The organism is Candidatus Binatia bacterium, assembly GCA_036493895.1.
In the GTDB taxonomy this organism is placed as follows: domain Bacteria; phylum Desulfobacterota; class Binatia; order UBA1149; family CAITLU01; genus DATNBU01.
Map to the genome: position 1 here is coordinate 22,836 of DASXOZ010000007.1, position 16,836 is coordinate 39,671.

At 68.1% G+C, this 16,836-nt stretch carries 12 protein-coding genes; 3 read left to right on the forward strand and 9 right to left on the reverse strand.

Annotated elements, in window-relative coordinates; all coding sequences use genetic code 11:
* Positions 1 to 64: 64 nt before the first annotated feature.
* Genes VGK20_00755 through trpA form a run of 4 tightly spaced genes read right to left on the reverse strand, consistent with a single transcriptional unit; the run spans position 65 to position 8,271 of the window.
* Positions 65 to 3,478, reverse strand: coding sequence for a carboxyl transferase domain-containing protein (locus VGK20_00755; GenBank protein ID HEY2772555.1), 3,414 nt, complete (start codon positions 3,476 to 3,478; stop codon positions 65 to 67).
* Positions 3,475 to 6,225 carry an LPS assembly protein LptD gene (gene lptD / locus VGK20_00760; protein HEY2772556.1) on the reverse strand — a complete coding sequence of 917 codons (2,751 nt, stop codon included), beginning with the start codon at positions 6,223 to 6,225 and terminating at the stop codon, positions 3,475 to 3,477. The genes VGK20_00755 and lptD overlap by 4 nt, the downstream gene beginning before the upstream one ends.
* Entirely contained in the window at positions 6,191 to 7,459 is a 1,269-nt protein-coding gene (locus VGK20_00765; GenBank protein HEY2772557.1) for a Mur ligase family protein, read from the reverse strand. Before VGK20_00765 ends, lptD begins: the two co-directional genes overlap by 35 nt.
* Before the next feature lie 5 nt (positions 7,460 to 7,464).
* A complete protein-coding gene (gene trpA / locus VGK20_00770; GenBank protein ID HEY2772558.1) occupies positions 7,465 to 8,271 on the reverse strand; it encodes a tryptophan synthase subunit alpha in 807 nt (268 codons plus the stop codon).
* A 226-nt stretch (positions 8,272 to 8,497) separates the two neighbouring features.
* Here trpA and VGK20_00775 point away from each other — a divergent pair, with 226 nt between their 5' ends.
* Both VGK20_00775 and VGK20_00780 read left to right on the forward strand, forming a co-directional pair.
* Complete coding sequence (locus VGK20_00775; protein HEY2772559.1) at positions 8,498 to 9,004, forward strand: histidine phosphatase family protein; 507 nt, start codon at positions 8,498 to 8,500, stop codon at positions 9,002 to 9,004.
* Positions 9,001 to 10,458: a CHAD domain-containing protein gene (locus tag VGK20_00780; GenBank protein HEY2772560.1), complete on the forward strand. Its 1,458-nt coding sequence runs from the start codon at positions 9,001 to 9,003 to the stop codon at positions 10,456 to 10,458. The genes VGK20_00775 and VGK20_00780 overlap by 4 nt, the downstream gene beginning before the upstream one ends.
* A 41-nt stretch (positions 10,459 to 10,499) precedes the next feature.
* Here VGK20_00780 and trpB read toward each other — a convergent pair whose 3' ends face one another.
* The 5 genes from trpB to trpE are packed head-to-tail and all read right to left on the reverse strand — an operon-like array spanning position 10,500 to position 15,710.
* Positions 10,500 to 11,705 carry a tryptophan synthase subunit beta gene (trpB, locus tag VGK20_00785; GenBank protein HEY2772561.1) on the reverse strand — a complete coding sequence of 402 codons (1,206 nt, stop codon included), beginning with the start codon at positions 11,703 to 11,705 and terminating at the stop codon, positions 10,500 to 10,502.
* Positions 11,706 to 11,735: 30 nt separating this feature from the next.
* Positions 11,736 to 12,416, reverse strand: coding sequence for a phosphoribosylanthranilate isomerase (locus VGK20_00790; GenBank protein ID HEY2772562.1), 681 nt, complete (start codon positions 12,414 to 12,416; stop codon positions 11,736 to 11,738).
* Between the two features lie 3 nt (positions 12,417 to 12,419).
* On the reverse strand, positions 12,420 to 13,193 hold the full coding sequence (gene trpC / locus VGK20_00795) for an indole-3-glycerol phosphate synthase TrpC (GenBank protein ID HEY2772563.1): 774 nt from the start codon (positions 13,191 to 13,193) through the stop codon (positions 12,420 to 12,422).
* A 22-nt stretch (positions 13,194 to 13,215) separates the two neighbouring features.
* Positions 13,216 to 14,232, reverse strand: coding sequence for an anthranilate phosphoribosyltransferase (gene trpD, locus VGK20_00800; protein HEY2772564.1), 1,017 nt, complete (start codon positions 14,230 to 14,232; stop codon positions 13,216 to 13,218).
* Positions 14,229 to 15,710, reverse strand: coding sequence for an anthranilate synthase component I (gene trpE, locus VGK20_00805; GenBank protein HEY2772565.1), 1,482 nt, complete (start codon positions 15,708 to 15,710; stop codon positions 14,229 to 14,231). Before trpE ends, trpD begins: the two co-directional genes overlap by 4 nt.
* A 204-nt stretch (positions 15,711 to 15,914) precedes the next feature.
* On the opposite strand from trpE, the gene VGK20_00810 reads away from it, so the two are divergent.
* The gene (locus VGK20_00810) at positions 15,915 to 16,670 is read left to right on the forward strand and encodes a CerR family C-terminal domain-containing protein (protein ID HEY2772566.1); all 756 of its coding nucleotides are present in this window, start codon (positions 15,915 to 15,917) and stop codon (positions 16,668 to 16,670) included.
* Positions 16,671 to 16,836 lie beyond the last annotated feature (166 nt).

Below are 16,836 nucleotides of genomic sequence, written 5' to 3' on the forward strand. Positions count from 1 at the left end.
GACTCGCGCCGGACTCGCGCGGCCTGCCAGACCCTCGCGACCCGCCACCCGTCGGCGCGAAACCTTACCAGGTGTCGATGCACGGGCGTTTCTTTCCCGTGCGGGGCGCAGCCGGCGGAGCCGAGCGAAGGGCCGTCATGATCCAGTGGCGCGAGTCCGCAGGATCGATCACGTCGTCGATCTCGAACGCGGAGGCCATGCTGACCGCCTTGCCGATTTCGTACATGCGCGCGACCATCTCGTCGAAGAGCTTGCGCCGTTCCTGAGGATCGGCCACCGCCTGGAGCTCTTTCTGAAAGCCGAGCTTGACCGCACCTTCGAGGCCCATTCCCCCAAACTCGCCGGTAGGCCACGCCACCGTGAAGATCGGCGCGTGAAAGCTGCCGCCCGCCATTGCCTGGGCCCCGAGTCCGTAGCCCTTGCGCAGCACGATCGTGAAGAACGGAATCGTGAGGCTGGCGCCGACGACGAACATCCTCGAGGCGTGGCGAACCATCGCGCGCTTTTCGATCTCGGGTCCGACCATGATGCCGGGCGTGTCGCACAGGAACAGCAGCGGCAGGTCGTGCGCATCGCAGAGCTGCATGAAGCGGGCGGCCTTGTCGGCGCCGTCCGGATCGATCGCGCCGGCCAGATGCGAAGGATTGTTCGCGAGAATTCCGATGGGCCTTCCCTCGATCCTTGCCAGCGCGGTGATCATTCCCGAGCCGAAGCCGCCGCGCAGCTCGAGCAGCGACCTGTCGTCGACCAGCGTCTCGATCACGTGGCGAACGTCGTAGATTCTCAGGCGGTTCTCGGGGATCGCACTGCGCAGCAGCCGCTGGTCGGCCATCGTCCAGTCGTCGACGGCGCCCTGGAAGTACGAAAGGTATTTCTTCGCCGCTTCGACCGCTTCGGCTTCATTGGCAACCGCGATGTCGACGACGCCGTTGCGAGCCTGCACCGACATCGGTCCCACTTCGTCGGGATGAAAAACGCCGAGCCCGCCGCCTTCGATCATTGCCGGGCCGCCCATGCCGATGCTCGAGTTCGCCGTCGCGATCACGACGTCGCAGCATCCGAGCAGCGCAGCGTTGCCGGCAAAACAGCGACCCGAGTTCACGCCGACGAGCGGGGCCAGGCCCGAGAGCTTTCCGAAAAGCGCGAACGCGCGGCAATCCAGTCCGGCGACGCCGGATCCGTCGGTGTCGCCCGGCCTTCCGCCGCCGCCCTCGGTGAAGATCACGACCGGAAGCCTCTGCTCGAGCGCGATCTCGAACATGCGGTCCTTCTTGCGGTGGTTCTGCAGGCCCTGGGTGCCGGCCAGCACCGTGTAGTCGTAGGACATGACGACGGCGCGCGAGCGATCGGGGCCGAAGACATCGCCGTTGATGCGGCCGAGACCGCACACCAGGCCGTCGGCCGGCGTGCGGCGCACGAGGTCGTCCACGCTGCGGCGGCGGCGCTGCGCCGCGATCACGAGAGCGCCGAACTCGGTAAACGAGCCGTGGTCGCAAAGCTCGTCGATGTTTTCGCGCGCGGTGCGCTGGCCGGTCGCTTCGCGGCGCGCAACGGCATCGGGGCGCTCGGAGTCGTAGCCGTAGCGATGTCGCTGGATCGACTCCGCCAGGTCAGGGCGAATGAAATCCGGATCGGCTTGTGCCGCATCCGCGTCGCCGGCGGCATCCACTTCGGCCTCCTCGAGGAACACGAGCGCCTGTCCCTCCCCGACCGTATCGCCGATATCGACGGCAAGACCGCGGCAGACACCGGAGGCCGGAGCAGCGACGACATGCTCCATTTTCATCGCTTCCATCACGAGCAGCGCCGCTCCGGTCGCAACGCAGTCTCCGTCGGCGACCGATACACTGACCACCGTCCCCTGCAGCGGAGCCCTCACGGCAAAGGTGCCGGCCGGCGCATCGACGGCCGCAGAGACCGCGACACGCGCTTCCTCCACCTGAACAACGCCGGCAGCGGCAACAATGGACGCTGCCTTTCCGTGCCGCACGACCGCCAGCGGATCCACCGAATCGACGCGCGCGCCGATACCGCCCGCTTTCGGCTGCGCCGACGGCTCCAACGGCCTTGCGAAGAATGCCGCGCGCGAAATCGCGTCGGCGGCGGCGACGATCTCGGCGATGTGCTCATCGACCAGCGTCGTCGTCGCCCGCCCGTTCTCGACATCGCCACGCGACAGCAACGCCGAAAGAAACGCGGCGTTGGTCTCGACGCCCTCGATGCGCAGCTCCGCCAGACGCGCTCGCGCCGCCCTGGCAAGCTCACGCGGGTCCGTCGATGGAACCTGCACGACGAGCTTGGCCAGCAGGGAGTCGAATGCCGTGGAAGTGGCGTAGCCGGAATAACCGAACGTATCGACACGCACGCCCTGTCCCGTCGGCGGCTCGAACACCGAGATCGTTCCGGCGCAGGGCCGCACCGAGCCGTCGCGCCCGATGCGCTCCATGTTGACGCGAAGCTGGATCGCGCTGCCTCGTGACGGCGGCCTGCGCCCCGCTGCCAATCCGAGAGACTCGAGGCTGGCGCCATCGGCGAGCTCGAGTTGCAGGCGCACGAGATCCAGCCCGGTAACGGCTTCGGTCACCGTATGCTCGACCTGGAGCCTCGCGTTGGCCTCGATGAAAAAGAACGTTTCGGGAGATTCCGAATCGACGAGGAATTCGAAAGTGCCGAGGCTGCGATAACCCGAAGCCTCAGCCATGCGCAGTGCGGCGGCGATGATGCGCTCGCGCAGCGCTTCGCCCAGGTTTGGACTCGGCGCCAGCTCGACGAGCTTCTGGTGGCGCCGCTGCAGGCTGCATTCCCTGTCACCGAGCGCGATCACCGACCTGCCGTCGCCGATCACCTGCACTTCGATGTGGCGGGCGCGAGGCAGCACGCGCTCGACGTAGACGTCGCCGATCCCGAAGGCAGAAGCCGCCTCCGAGCGGCAACGCTCGATCGCCTCGGCAACGGCACCTTTTTCGCGCACGACGCGCATGCCGCGGCCGCCGCCCCCGGCGATGGCCTTGACGAGCATCGCGGCGCCAGGCGGCAGCGCCGAGAAGAACGCCGTCGCGGCGTCGACGTCGACCGCCTCGCAGGCGGCGTCGAGAACGGGGACGCCGCAGTCGGAGGCAAGGTCCCGCGCCCTTGCCTTGTGCCCGAACAGCTCGAGCTGCGCAGGCGTCGGGCCGACGAACGTGATCCCCGCCTCGGCCAGTCGCGCTGCGAACGCGGCGTTCTCGCTGAGGAAACCGTATCCGGGGTGCACGCTGTCGCAGCCCGCTTCGGCCGCGACGGCGACGAGCCGCTCGATGTCGAGATACGCTCGCGGCCCGCCGGCGCCGAGCGCGATCGCGCGGTCCGCGCGCGCGACATGCAGGCAGCGTGCATCATCGGTCGAATGCACGGCGACCGTTTCGCAGCCGTGCGCGGAAGCCGCCCTCAAGATGCGCACCGCAATCTCGCCGCGATTGGCGACCAGCAGGCGCTTCACCAGCCGGCTCTCCAGAAACCGATGTCGTCGTATTCGACGCTGTCGAGCGCCGGCGAGCTGCGCTGCGTGACGCCGCTGCCGAAACCGCCGAGACCGGTCAGTTCGAACGCCAGCCGCACCTGCAGCTCCTGCGGGTTCCTCTGGTCGTTGCTCGTCGCCACAGCCGGATTGACACGCTGGACCACGCCGAGTCCCACTGTCCAGCAGTTGCACGACGACGTGAACGTCAGACCCACGGCCTTCTCGATGAACGTGTGGCCGTCGATGTCGTAGAGACCGCGCAGTCCGAGCGCGATGTTCCGCGTGAACGCGAGACGGGCGAGCATCTCGGTAGATTGCACGCTTGGTGCGGTGGTGGAAGTTGTCGGCGTCGGCGGGATCGTCGACGTCGGATCGTTGCGCACGTAACGGTAAGCGGCCGCGATCTGCGACGAAGGCCCGCGCAGGATGGGTCCGATCGGGCCGGTCTCCCACGAAATCGACGCGTTGGCGCCGCGGATCTCGCTCGCCCCCACGTTGTACGAGGTCAGCGTGCGAACCGCGAAGCCCTGCACCGGCTGGACGAATGCCGCCAGATCGATGTCCGAGAAGTGGTCGTCCACCACGTTCTGCGTGATGTTGTAGGTGTTCGACAACGACAGCCGCGCAAATTCGAAGGGTCCTTTCCCCGAATCCGTCTGGCCGGGCGCTCGCCGCAGCAGGAAGCGCTGCTCGACGCCGTAAGTGGCCACGTCGCGCCCGTCGATCGCGTCGAGGCGGTCGAAGAGCGGGACGTCGCAGACTCCTCCCGAAGCACGGCACGTCGGACTTGCGGAACTGTCGAGCGTGTTGAGGTTTGTGTAGCGTACCCCCGCGAAGGGCTCCACGGAATGATAGAGCCCGCTCCACTTTCCGGGAGAGTCGAAATGGTAGTCGCGCGCGAGCTTGGTGCGGATGTCGACGCCGGTCTGGAAGATGCCCCGCAGCGGGAACGTGTCGAGCTGCTCGACGAACTGCTCGTCCTGGTTCAGCACGTCGCGCTGGTTCATCGCGTAGGCCGTCCCGCGCCCATTCATCCACGCGCGCGACAGCACGGGGCCGCTGCTGAGCAGCGGCAGCGCCGCGGTCGTCGAGAAATCGAGCCTCTCGCCGCTGGCGCCCTTGTCGCGGAGGAAAGAAGCGACGCTCGAATCGACCCCGACCGCCACCGGACCGATGTTGCGGTCCGTCTGCAGCCACGCGTTGAACGGCTTCTGCTGCGTGTCGCGGACGACCGGATCGGACGTCGTCGAGTTGCCGTCGCTGATCTGTTCCCCGATCAGGTCCTGGTAGGCGACCGCCTCGACGCCCGCGCTCGTGAATCCGCTCTGGCCGACCAGGCCCGCTCGCGACATCGTGTAGCGCTGGGAGCGGCGCGTGTCGCGTTCGGCGGCATCGCCCTCCAGCGGTGCGATTTCGCGCAGGAAGCGTTCGTCGCCGACCCACTGGACGTCGGTGTACCCTGTCCAGGAGTCGCCGAACTCGCGGTGGGTCATCTCGACGAGGCCGCGATTGTCGGGAACGCCGATCGCCGGAGAGTCGGGACTCGGCTGGCCGCGCACCGATTCGTTGTAGAACGCCGCGTGGATCTCGCCCCACCGCCTTTTCGAAGGCGCGTAGCGATACACGCCGTCCAGGCCGAGCCGGGCAGAAGTCTCGACGACCGCGGTCATCGTAAGGTCTTCGTGCTTGTCGATGGCCCAGAAAGCCGGAAGCGAGAACAGGAAGCCGCGATTGCTCGAGCTGCCGATCGAAAATGGCAGCAGGCCGGACTGACGCGTCTCCTTGGTCGGGAAGACGACGTACGGAAGGTACAGTATCGGCACGCCGCGTACGTCCAGCCGGGCGCCGGTCATGTACGCGTAGCCATCGAGGTGAAGGTCGAGCTGTTTGCCTTGAAGCTCCCAGTCCGGCTCGTGGCCCTGGTCGACACCGCAGGTCGTGAAGTAGCCATTGTCGAGCAGCACGTGGCGGCCTTTGACCTTCTGCATCCGCGTGCCGCCGAAGCGGCCGCCCTGCGACTGCAGGTGCACCTCGGTGTTGTGCAGCTCGCCGGTCTCCTCGTCGACGTCGAGAGTCGCATCGTCGGCGGTCGCGCGAAGATCGTCGGACTGGTAACGCACCTTGCCGCGCGCATCGACGCGGCGCTCGCGCTGGTCGACGCGGAGATCGTCGGCGCGAAGCTTGGTCGTGTCCCACTCCACCTCGACGTTGCCGGAGGCGTGGACCTTGATTCCCTCCTTCTCGATCTCCAGGGAATCGGCTTCGACGGTGATCGGGCTCTTGCCGGAGGAACCGGGCGGCGGCGGAGCGGGTGCAGCCGCGGCGGCCGGCGCGGTTGCGGTGCCCGGTGCAGCGGCAGTGCCCGGCGCAGCAGCGGTCCCGGGCGGCGTCGCTCCCGCTGCGGAGCTCGTCGTGCCGCCGGGCGTGACCACTTCGGTCGTGGCCGGTGCAGAAGGCGACGCCTGCTCGTCGGCAGGCTCGGCGTTGCACGGCGCCGTATCGCTCGTCTTGATCTTGGTCGACTTGATCTCGGTCTGGTGAGGAGTCGCGTTGTACGGCTCGTAGAAGGTCCCGCCCGTGCTCGGCGCGATTCCGCTGCGCTGGGCCGCAGCGAGCTGCGGAAACGCCAGGGCCAGGACTGCGGCGACGAGCGCCTGCGCCCGCAGGTGGGACCCGCAGCGGCGGAGGCCCTCAGTCCTCGAGATCCTGTTCGAGCAGGGTTCCACCCGCCGCCCTGTATAGGGTTCCAAGCAGGAAGATGGAACCCGTCACGACGATGCTGCCGTGCACAGAAGCCAGCTCCTCGGCGACCTCGAGGGCGCGGCTGGGGCTCTCCTCGACGATGGCGTCGGGTGCCACCTCGAGGAAGCGCTGCGGCCTCTCCGCCCTCGGCATCGGCGGCGCCGTCGCGACGATTCGGTCGAAATGCGGGGCGAGCGCTTCGAGCATCGCTCTCCAGTCCTTGTCGGCCATTGCCGCGAACACGAGGACCCGCGGATGCGCCGGCGCAACCGTCTCCACCGCCGCGGCCAGCGCCCGCGCCGCCTCGGGATTGTGCGCCGCATCGAGAATGAGCAGCCCGCTGCCACTGCGCCGGGGAACCGCCTCGAGCCGGGCCGGCCAGCGCACGTCGATGATGGCCCGGTTGCGAATCTGCGCCTCGAGCGCAAAGCGCGGAGCCAGGGCATCGACTGCCGCTGCTGCGACGGCGGCATTGACGACCTGGTGATCGCCCGCCAGCCCTCGACCCTGCTCGCGACGGGCCTCGACAAGCGGCGCGAAAGGCCCGAAATCCCTGCCCCAAGCAAGATGCCGCGCGCCGACTTCGGTCGCACGGCGCGAAATCGCCTCGAGCGCTTCTTGCGTCACCGCGCCACTGATCGCAATCGAGCCGGGCTTGATGATCGCTGCCTTCTCGGCCGCGATCGCCGCGATGCTGTTGCCGAGGTATTCGGCGTGGTCGATCCCGACGGAAGTGATCACGGCGACGTCGCCGTGCACCACGTTGGTGGCATCGAGACGTCCCCCGAGCCCCGCTTCGACAATGGCGATGTCCACTTTGCGGCTGCGGAATTCGACGAATGCCGCCAGCGTCGCGATCTCGAAGAACGTCAGGCCGGCGCTGCACTGCGATGCGGCATTGCTGACGACCTGCACGCCGTCGACGACCGCTTCGCGCGATACCGGCGCTCCGCAGATACGGATTCTTTCGCGGAACGAAACGAGATGCGGCGAAGTGTACAGGCCCGTGCGGTAGCCTCCCGCGCGCAGCGCAGCCTCGATCATCGCGGCCGTCGAGCCTTTGCCGTTGGTGCCGGCAAGATGCACGCACGCGAACGTCCGCTCGGGATGCCCGAGCGCATCGAGCACCGGCGTCAGCCGCTCGAGGCGGAAGTCCATCCCCTTGCGGGCTTCGAGCGCGTAAAGCGCTGCGAGGATTTCCTGATAGCCGCGGGCCACCGCTTTCAGCGACGGACCGCGTCGATGCCGCGGCGAAGATCGGTGACGAATTCACGCACCGCTGCGACGGCGCCGCTGCGGCCTGCGTCGAACATGTGGCGCACCAGCGCCGAGCCGACCACGACGAGGTCGGCGTAGCGCGCAACCTCGCCGGCCTGGGCCGGCGTCGAGATGCCGAAGCCGACGCCGATCGGAAGGCCCGTGATCTTTCTCGCGCTCGCGACGAGACTCTCGATCCCCGCGGGCGCATTGGAGCGCGCACCCGTGACTCCGGTCACCGAAACCATGTACACGAAGCCGCTTGCCATCTCCGCGACCGCTTGCATTCGCGCCGGCGTGCTCGTCGGCGCGAGCAGGAAGATGTTGGCAAGATCGTTGGCGCGACACGCCTCGACCATCGGCGCCGCCTCTTCGGGAGGAAGATCGGTGACGAGCACCGCATCGGCGCCGGATGCGCGCGCATCGCGCGCGAAAGCCTGCTCGCCGTAACGGAAATACGGATTGTAGTAGCCGAACAGCACGAACGGAACGTCGGTGCGCGCACGCAGCCACCCGACCATCTCGAGCACGCGCGGAAGCGAAGAGCCGGCGGCCAGCGCGCGCTGGCTCGATTCCTGGACCACCGTTCCGTCGGCAATCGGGTCGGAAAAAGGCACTCCGAGCTCGATCACGTCGGCGCCGCTTTCGGCGGCCGCGAGGATCGCGTCGCGACTGGTCTCCAGGTCCGGATCCCCGACCGAGAAAAACGGCACGAACCCGGCGCGGCCCTCTTCGGCGAGGGTTTTCAGCTTGTTACGAAGGCGCAGCGACACGGGCGCCGCTTGTAGCGGGATCCGCCAAAGAGTGCACCTCTTCGAGGCCCGCGCCTCGCCAGGATCATCTCGACAGGATCATCTCGACGGGATCCTCTCGACGGGATCCTCCCGAGGTGAAGCACGGCACCCGCGCGAAAGGGCCCTGCTGCGCCCGATGGCCGGCGTTCCCGTCTGCCGTGCAAACTTGATAGCGTCCGTTGGCCGACGGGAGAGCGGAGCCTCGATGAAACTTCTGGTCGTGCGCCACGCCGTGGCGCAGGAACGAGACGAGTGGCATGAGACGGGACGGCCCGACAACGAGAGGCCGCTGACCCGCAAGGGCCGCACCGAAATGAAAGCGTGCGCGAAGGCGCTGGCACGCCTCGTCCCCGGCCTCGATCTCATCGCAACCAGCCCCTTCACGCGCGCTGCCGACACTGCGGAGCTTCTCGCGGCAGCGTGGTCTTCGATGCCTCTCCTCGACGTCAAGGAGCTTGCCAGCGGAGGATCGCGCAACGAGCTGCTCAAGTGGCTGGCCTCGCGCACCGAGTCCTGCCTTGCCGTGGTCGGTCACGAGCCGGACCTCGGTTCCCTCGTCGGCAGCCTCGTCGTCGGCGACAGCCGCGCGGTGCCGATTCCGCTCGAAAAGGCCGGCGCCTGCCTGCTTCGTTTCCCGGAAAGGATCGAGCAGGGGCAAGGCGAGCTTCGCTGGCTCGTCTACCCTCGCCTGCTTCGCAAGCTCGCCAGATGAGCAGCACCGACAACCTGCTCGAGCTGCCGGCCAGTACGGTCGCCTGCGATCTCGTGCGCCGGCGCCTCGAAGACGCTGCCAACGCCCTGTCGCGCGTTTCGGATCGCCACGACACCGAGGCGCTGCACGACTTTCGCGTCGCCCTGCGGCGCCTTCGCGGGCTGCTGCGTGCGTACCGCGACGGGCTCGGCGAGGCGGCATCGCGCAAGTTGCGCCGCCGCCTGCGCAAGCTCGGTGCGACGACCAACGCCGCAAGGGATGCCGAAGTGCAGCTCGAATGGCTCGAGCAGGCGCGCGCGACGCTGCTGCGCCGCGAGCGCTCCGGACTGAACTGGCTCACGCGGCGCCTGCGCGCTGCGCGCAACGCCGACTATCTCGATGTCCGTTCGCGCGTGCGTGAAGAATTCACCAGCCTCCACGACGAGCTGCAGTCGCGCCTCGGCGACGTCGACACCTCTTCGCCGTCGCTTGCCACCACGCTCGCGGCGCTGCTTCGCGAGCAGGCCTCGACGTTCGCGGGCAGCCTGGCGGCGGTGCGCACACCCGGCGATCGCAGGGCGATCCACGAGGCCCGAATCTCGGCGAAGAAGCTGCGCTACCTGCTCGAGCCGGTGCGCGCCGAGGCTCCGGACGCCAAGCCGGTCGTCCGCTCGTTCAAGGAATTCCAGGACCTCTTCGGCACCCTGCACGACATGCACGTGCTCGAGGCGACGCTGGAGACGGCACTGGACGCGGCCTCCCGCGACAAGGCTGCGCGGCTTCGCGACCTCGCTCTGCGCGGCGAGCGCTCGCTGTTCGAGCGCGAGAGACGGCGGGACGAGAGACTCGGCCTTACCGCGCTGGCTGCACGTGCACGCACGTGCAGGGACCAGCTCTTCCATGATGCGGAGCGGGTCTGGCTGTCGCGGCGCGCCACCGAGCTGGTGCGCGACGTGCGGGCGTTCGCCGACTCGATCGACGTGCTGCAGCGTGCCCGCGACGAGGCGCTGGCGACCGAGATCGAGCGCAAATACCTGTTGCTGGCGGTTCCCGAGCGTGCGCGCTCGGCGCCGAGCAGCACGATCGTGCAGGGCTGGCTGCCGGGAAAAACGCTGCGCGAGCGGCTGAGGAAAATCACCGACGATGCGGGCGAACGATACTACCGCACGGTCAAGCTCGGCTCCGGCGTCGAGCGCATCGAAATCGAGGAAGAAACCACGCGCGAGGTGTTCGAGACGATGTGGCCGCTGACGACCGGCTGCCGCATCTCCAAGCGGCGCTACAACGTCCCCGACGGCGACGTCGTCTGGGAGATCGACGAGTTCGACGACCGCGACCTCGTGCTGGCCGAAGTGGAGCTGGCCGCGAAAGACCAGCAGGTCGAAATCCCGGAGTGGCTCTCTGCTTCCGTGGCGCGCGAGGTGACCGACGAGCCGGCCTATCTCAATCTTTCCTTGGCGACCCAGGCGGCGTGAGTGGAACTCAGTGCGCCGCGCGCCGGCTGGCCGGCAACCTGCTAGAGCTTCTCTCCGAGATACTCCGCTACCGCCGGCATGTCCTTGTCTCCGCGGCCCGAAAGATTGACCAGGATGGCCTGGTCCTTCTTCATTTTCGGCGCCACCGCAGAAGCGTGAGCCACCGCGTGCGCGCTCTCGAGCGCGCAGATGATCCCCTCGGTCGAAGCCAGCAGCTGCAGCGCCTCGACGCACTCGGCGTCGTCGATCGTCGCGTAGCTCGCACGCCCGCTGTCATGCAGCCACGCATGCTCGGGGCCGACGCCCGGATAGTCGAGTCCCGGTGCGATCGAGTGCGCCTCGCTGATCTGCCCGAGCTCGTCCTGCAGCAGGTACGTCTTCTTGCCGTGCAGCACGCCGATCTTTCCTCGCGTGATCGACGCCGAGTGTGCGCCCGCGTCGAGGCCCAGCCCCGCCGCTTCGACGCCGACCATACGCACGTCGCGGTCGTCGAGGAAGGGATGGAACAGACCCATCGCGTTGCTGCCGCCCCCGACGCACGCCACGAGCAGATCGGGCAGAGAGCCGCGCTGAGCGAGGATCTGTGCGCGCGCCTCGCGTCCGATCACGCTCTGGAAATCGCGCACCATCTGCGGGTAAGGATGCGGCCCCATCGTCGAGCCGACGAGATAATAGGTATCGCCGACGTTGGTGACCCAGTCGCGCATCGCGTCGTTGATCGAGTCTTTCAGCGTACGACTGCCGCTGGTCACGGGCTTTACCTCGGCCCCGAGAAGCCGCATGCGGAACACGTTGAGTGCCTGGCGCCGCACGTCTTCGGCCCCCATGTAGATCTCGCACTTCATCCCGAACAGCGCGCACACCGTCGCCGTCGCCACGCCGTGCTGGCCGGCACCGGTCTCCGCGATGATGCGCGTCTTGCCCATGCGGCTCGCGAGCAGGCCCTGGCCGAGACCGTTGTTGATCTTGTGCGCACCGGTGTGGCAGAGGTCTTCGCGCTTGAGCCAGATCTGCGCGCCGCCGAGGCGGTCCGACAGCCTCCTGGCGTGATACAGCAGCGTCGGGCGGCCCGTGTAGCCCGTATGCAGCTCGGCAAGCTCGCGCACGAACGCGGGATCGACGCTCCAGCGCGCGTACGCCTCTTCGAGCTCGAGCAGCGCCGGCATCAGCGTTTCGGGGACGAAGCGTCCTCCGAACTGTCCGAATCGGCCGTGGGCATCTGGAAGAGTTGCGGCGGTCTGTGACATCGTTTTTCTCGTGTTACCGGACCAGGGGCGTCACGGCGCCCTTCTTGCGTTTCGCACGAACGCTTCGATCTCGTGTGCGTCCTTGATTCCCGGCGCGCTCTCGACGCCGCCGGCGGTATCGACGCCGAACGGCCGGCGCTGCGCCACGCTAGCAGCGACGTTGCCAGGAGTCAGGCCACCGGCCAGGATCGCCTCACCGAAATCGAGCCCGTCGAGCAGGCCGCCGTCGATCGTCTTGCCACTGCCCCCGCCACTGCCGTGGTCGACCAGCACGCGAACTCCGCGACGGCTACGGCTCTGGTTGCCGGGCTCTCCGCTGGCAAGCGCGGATGGAGACGAAAATCCGTCCCTTTGCCGGACTTCGCCGAGCGCGGCGGTGATCGCCTCGCGCGACGTCGCGGCTACCGCACGAATCACCGCAATCTCCCATCCTTCTGCCATCGATGCGTCTTCGCCGCCGTGAAGCTGAATCCCCGTGAGCCCCACCTCGCGCACGAGTTCGGCGATCCGCTCGCGGGTCTCGAGCACGAAGACGCCGAACACCAGGGAGCCCGCGGGAAGCCCCGCGACGATGCTGCGCGCCTTTTCCGGGCCGCAGTAGCGAGAGCTTCCGGCCCAGAAGTTGATGCCGATCGCATCGGCGCCCGCATCGAAGGCCGTGCGCGCATCGATCAGGCGGGTCACTCCGCAGATCTTGACCCAGGTCTGCATCGCTCAGCCCTCGAGCATCGCGTGAAGGGCCGCCCCCGGATCGTTCTCCTTCATGAACGTCTCGCCGATCAGGAACGCATGGACGCCGATCTCTTCCATACCTGCCAGCTCGGCCGCGGTGCGAAATCCGCTCTCGGAGACCAGCGTGACGTCGTCCCCGGCCAGCGCTGCCAGCCGCGCCGTCGTATCGAGCGAAGTCTCGAACGTGTGCAGGTTTCGATTGTTGATGCCGACGAGCCTCGAGCCGGCGGCCAGCGCCCGTTCCAGCTCCGCTTCATCGTGCACTTCGACGAGAACGTCGAGGTCGAGCTCGGCGGCAGCGGCGGCGAGCTCGCGCATGCGCGCGTCCTCGAGCGCCGCGACGATCAGCAGGATGCAATCGGCTCCGTACGCCCTGGCCTCGACCACCTGGTAAGGATCGATCGTGAAATCCTTGCGCAGCAGCGGGATCGATGCGGTCTCGCGAACGAGCGCGAGGTCGGCGAGGCTGCCCTGGAAGAACGGCGCGTCGGTGAGCACCGAAAGGCAGCGGGCGCCGGCCTGCTCGTACTGGCGAGCGTGGACGTCCGGACGGAAGTCGCCGCGAATCACGCCGCGCGACGGCGAGGCCTTCTTGATCTCGGCAATGATCGCTCGGCCCGGCCCTTCGAGGTGACGCAGGAAGCCGCGGCGAGGCTCGGCAAAATGCGGCAGCGAGCGCAGCGACGCCTCGGGCGCGTGGCGCTTGGCCGCCGCCACTTCGTCGCGCTTGGATGCCAGGATGCGATCGAGAATCACGGCCTGCCCTCGCCTGCGGTTCTCATGCGGCTTCCCCGCGCGAAAGCGAAACGAATGCCTCCAGCACGCCGGCGGCAGCGCCGCTGCGAAGAATCTCGCGAGCGCGCGCGACGCCTCCCGCAAGCGTGGCGGCAATGCCCGCAACATGGATCGCCGCACCGGCATTGAGCGCCGTCGCATCCGACAGAGGTCCGACGGCGCCGGCGAGCACCTCGCGCAGCGTCGCCCCGCACGAAGCTGCATCGACGCCGCCGCGCAAGTCGCCGACGCTGCAGCGCCGCATCCCGAACTGTTCCGGCTCGATCTCGAAGCCGCGGATCTCACCGCCGACAAGCTCGACGACCGACGTCGTGCCCGCCACGGTAATTTCGTCGCTGCCGTCGCTGCCGTGAACCACCAGCACGTGCTCGCTGCCGAGCTCCCTCATCGTCTCGGCAACGGGCTCCATCCAGTCGGCAGAGAAAAGTCCGATCACCTGGCGACGCGCGCCCGCCGGATTGCAAAGAGGTCCCGTCAGGTTGAACAGCGTGCGAAAGCCGAGCTCGCGGCGCACCGCTGCGACGTGGCGCACCGCCGGATGGTAAAGCGGCGCGAACAGGAACGTGAAGCCGCAGCGCTCGAGGCAGCGCGCCGCCAGCTCCGGGGGCAACTCGATGCGGGCACCGAGCGCCTCGAGCACGTCGGCGCCGCCGACGGTTCCAGTGGCCGCCCGGTTGCCGTGCTTGGCCACCTTCGCGCCGGCGGCCGCCGCAACGAAAGCCGATGCGGTCGAGACGTTGAACAGCCCGAGCCCGTCGCCGCCCGTGCCGCAGGTATCGATCACCGGGCCCTTCACCGGCAGCGCGACCGCCCGGGCCCGAAGCACGCGGACGGCGGCAACCAGCTCGGCCACCGTCTCGCCCTTGGCTCTCAGCGCCGTGAGGAACGCCGCGATCTGGGCAGGCGCAGCCTGGCCGTCCATGATCGCCGTCATGGCCCCGGTCATTTCGCTGTCGGAGAGATCCTGCTTCTCGACCAGCCTGGCCAGGGCCTCTTTCACGACCGCTCGATCTCGGCGGCGTGGCGAAGCGAGGCCATCATCGCTTCGGCCTTTGCCTCGCATTCGGCCTGCTCTTTTTCGGGCACCGAGTCGGCGACGATGCCGGCGCCGACCTGGACGTAGGTGCTGCCATTCGTAACGAGGACGGTGCGAATTGCGATGCAAGTATCCAAATTTCCGAAGAAATCGACGTAGCCCACCGCGCCCCCGTAAAGGCCCCGCCGCGTCTTCTCGACTTCGTCGATGATCTCCATCGCGCGGATCTTCGGAGCGCCGGCCAGGGTGCCGGCCGGGAACGTCGCGCGGAAAGCATCGAAGCAGTCGGTGCCGCTGCGCAGGCGGCCGGATACCAGCGAGACGATGTGGTTCACGTGCGAGTAGCGCTCGACGACCATGCGTTCGTCGACGCTCACGCTTCCGATCTCGGCGACCCTGCCGATGTCGTTGCGGCCGAGGTCCACGAGCATGATGTGCTCTGCCTGCTCCTTCGGATCCGCCAGCATGCGCGCAACCTGGGCTTCGTCCTCTTCGGGCGTCGCGCCGCGGCGGATCGTGCCGGCGATCGGCCGTACCGTGACCCTCGGCCCCTCCACCCTCACCATCACCTCGGGCGAGGAGCCGACGGCGATCTCGCCGTCGAGGTCGAGGTAGAACATGTACGGCGACGGGTTGATCGTCCGCATCGCGCGATAGATCGAGAACGGGTGCGTCGCCAGCGGCGCCTCGTAACGCTGCGACGGCACGACCTGGAAGATGTCGCCGGCTGCGATGTACTCCTTGCAGCGGCTTACGGCATTGCCGTACTCCTGCGGCGTGAAGTTGGAGACCGGCGCGACCGGAAGACCCTCGCCCGGTTTGACCAGCGGCACCTGCGAGCGGCGAAGGTGCTCGACCGTGCGCTCGACCGTGGCGGCCGCGCGCTCGTAGGCGACGTCGACGTTTTCGTTTTCGCCGGGCACCGCGAGGCACACGACCTTCATCGTGTGCGTGACGTTGTCGAAGAGCACGAAGGTATCGGCGACCAGCCCCGCGATGTCGGCGACGCCGAGATCGTCGACGTTCTTGTCCGGGAGCTTCTCGACCGTGCGCACCAGGTCGTAGGACAGGTAGCCGACGAACCCGCCCGCAAATCGCGCGAGACCCTCGACGCGAGCAGGACGAAACGGCTTCAGCACCTCGCGCAGGCTGTCGAGGGGATCGCCGGTCAGGGTGCGCACGACGCCGTCACGGCCGCGCACCGTCATGACGCCGTCCCTGGCGCGAATCGTCATCAGCGGATCGCTGCCGAGAATGCTGTAGCGACCCCAGCGGTCCCCGCCCTCGACGCTTTCGAGCAGGAAGCCCTGCCCGCGGCAGTGCAGTTTGAGGAAAGCCGAGACCGGCGTGTCCAGGTCCGCCGCGATCTCCCGGTAGACGGGAATCGTGTTGGCACCGGCCGCCAGGCGCCGGAACTCGTCGAGGGTCGGAACGAGGGCCATCCGGCCCGTTTAGCCCAAAGCGGGGACGGGGGGAAAGCACGGCGGCCGTCTCACGCGGCCCTTCCCTTCGCGGCGCCGGCTGCCGCGCGGCACACGACGACGCGGGCGGGACGCCGTGGCTGGCGCCCGACCGGGGAGAAAAGATTGCCATCCGCAAGGCGACGCGTCTTGAACCGGATTAAAATTCGTATTTGAAATGCCCGTATGAAAACGCCCGCCCGCACCCAAGCGCGCTCGGGGCGCTCCGCTGACACGCGCTCGGGGCGCTCCTCCGACACGCGCTCGGCGCGCTCGTCCGACACGCGCTCGGCGCGCTCCGCCGACACCCGCCGGCGCCTACTCGAAGCCGCCGGCGAGGTCTTCGCTGACGAGGGATTCCGCGCCGCGACGATCCAGGAAATCTGCCGGCGTGCGCGCGCGAACATCGCGGCGGTGCACTATCACTTCGGCGACAAGGAGCGGCTCTACGCTGCCACGATCGACTACGCCCATCAGTTCGCGCGGGAGCGCAGCGATGCCTCGGGCGAAACGCCCGCATCGGCAACGCCCGGGCAGCGCCTCCGCCTCCACATCGGCTCTTTCCTGTCGCGACTTCTCGACGGCGGTCGACCCGCGTGGCACGCCAAGCTCATGGCCCGGGAGATGATCGACCCGACGCCCGAGCTCGATCGGCTGGTACGCGACAGGATGCGCGCGACCCACAAGCAGCTCGGCGGCATCGTTCGCGAACTGCTCGGCGCCGGGGCCTCGTCCGAGATCGTAAAGCTGATGGTGCTCAGCATCGTCGGGCAGTGTGTGTTCTACCGCCATTCGGCCCCGGTCATCGCGCGGCTGTATCCTGAAATCGATACTCCGCGCGACGTCGAGCGTATCGCCGATCACATCGCCCGTTTCTCCCTGGATGCGATCCGCGCCCAGCGGGCCCAGCGCGGCCAGCGGGAAAGGAAAAAACCTCGATGACCGAAGCCGGCAGCGACAAACCGACTCGCGCGGCTCAATCCGATGGCGGATCAACCGAGGGCGACCGATCCGCACGGCCTGGCGGTCCACGACACGCCGGGCCGTCACACGCTGGCGACGATGCCGGCCCGGCGCACGCCGGCCGGCCCCGATGGCTCGTCGCGAC

Excerpts from the sequence above, each read along its gene's own strand:
- VGK20_00775 (HEY2772559.1), top strand. The coding sequence starts at position 8,498 with ATGAAACTTCTGGTCGTGCGCCACGCCGTGGCGCAGGAACGAGACGAG.
- VGK20_00780 (HEY2772560.1), top strand. The coding sequence starts at position 9,001 with ATGAGCAGCACCGACAACCTGCTCGAGCTGCCGGCCAGTACGGTCGCC.
- trpB (HEY2772561.1), bottom strand. The coding sequence starts at position 11,705 with ATGTCACAGACCGCCGCAACTCTTCCAGATGCCCACGGCCGATTCGGA.
- VGK20_00790 (HEY2772562.1), bottom strand. The coding sequence starts at position 12,416 with ATGCAGACCTGGGTCAAGATCTGCGGAGTGACCCGCCTGATCGATGCG.
- trpE (HEY2772565.1), bottom strand. The coding sequence starts at position 15,710 with ATGGCCCTCGTTCCGACCCTCGACGAGTTCCGGCGCCTGGCGGCCGGT.
- VGK20_00810 (HEY2772566.1), top strand. The coding sequence starts at position 15,915 with ATGAAAACGCCCGCCCGCACCCAAGCGCGCTCGGGGCGCTCCGCTGAC.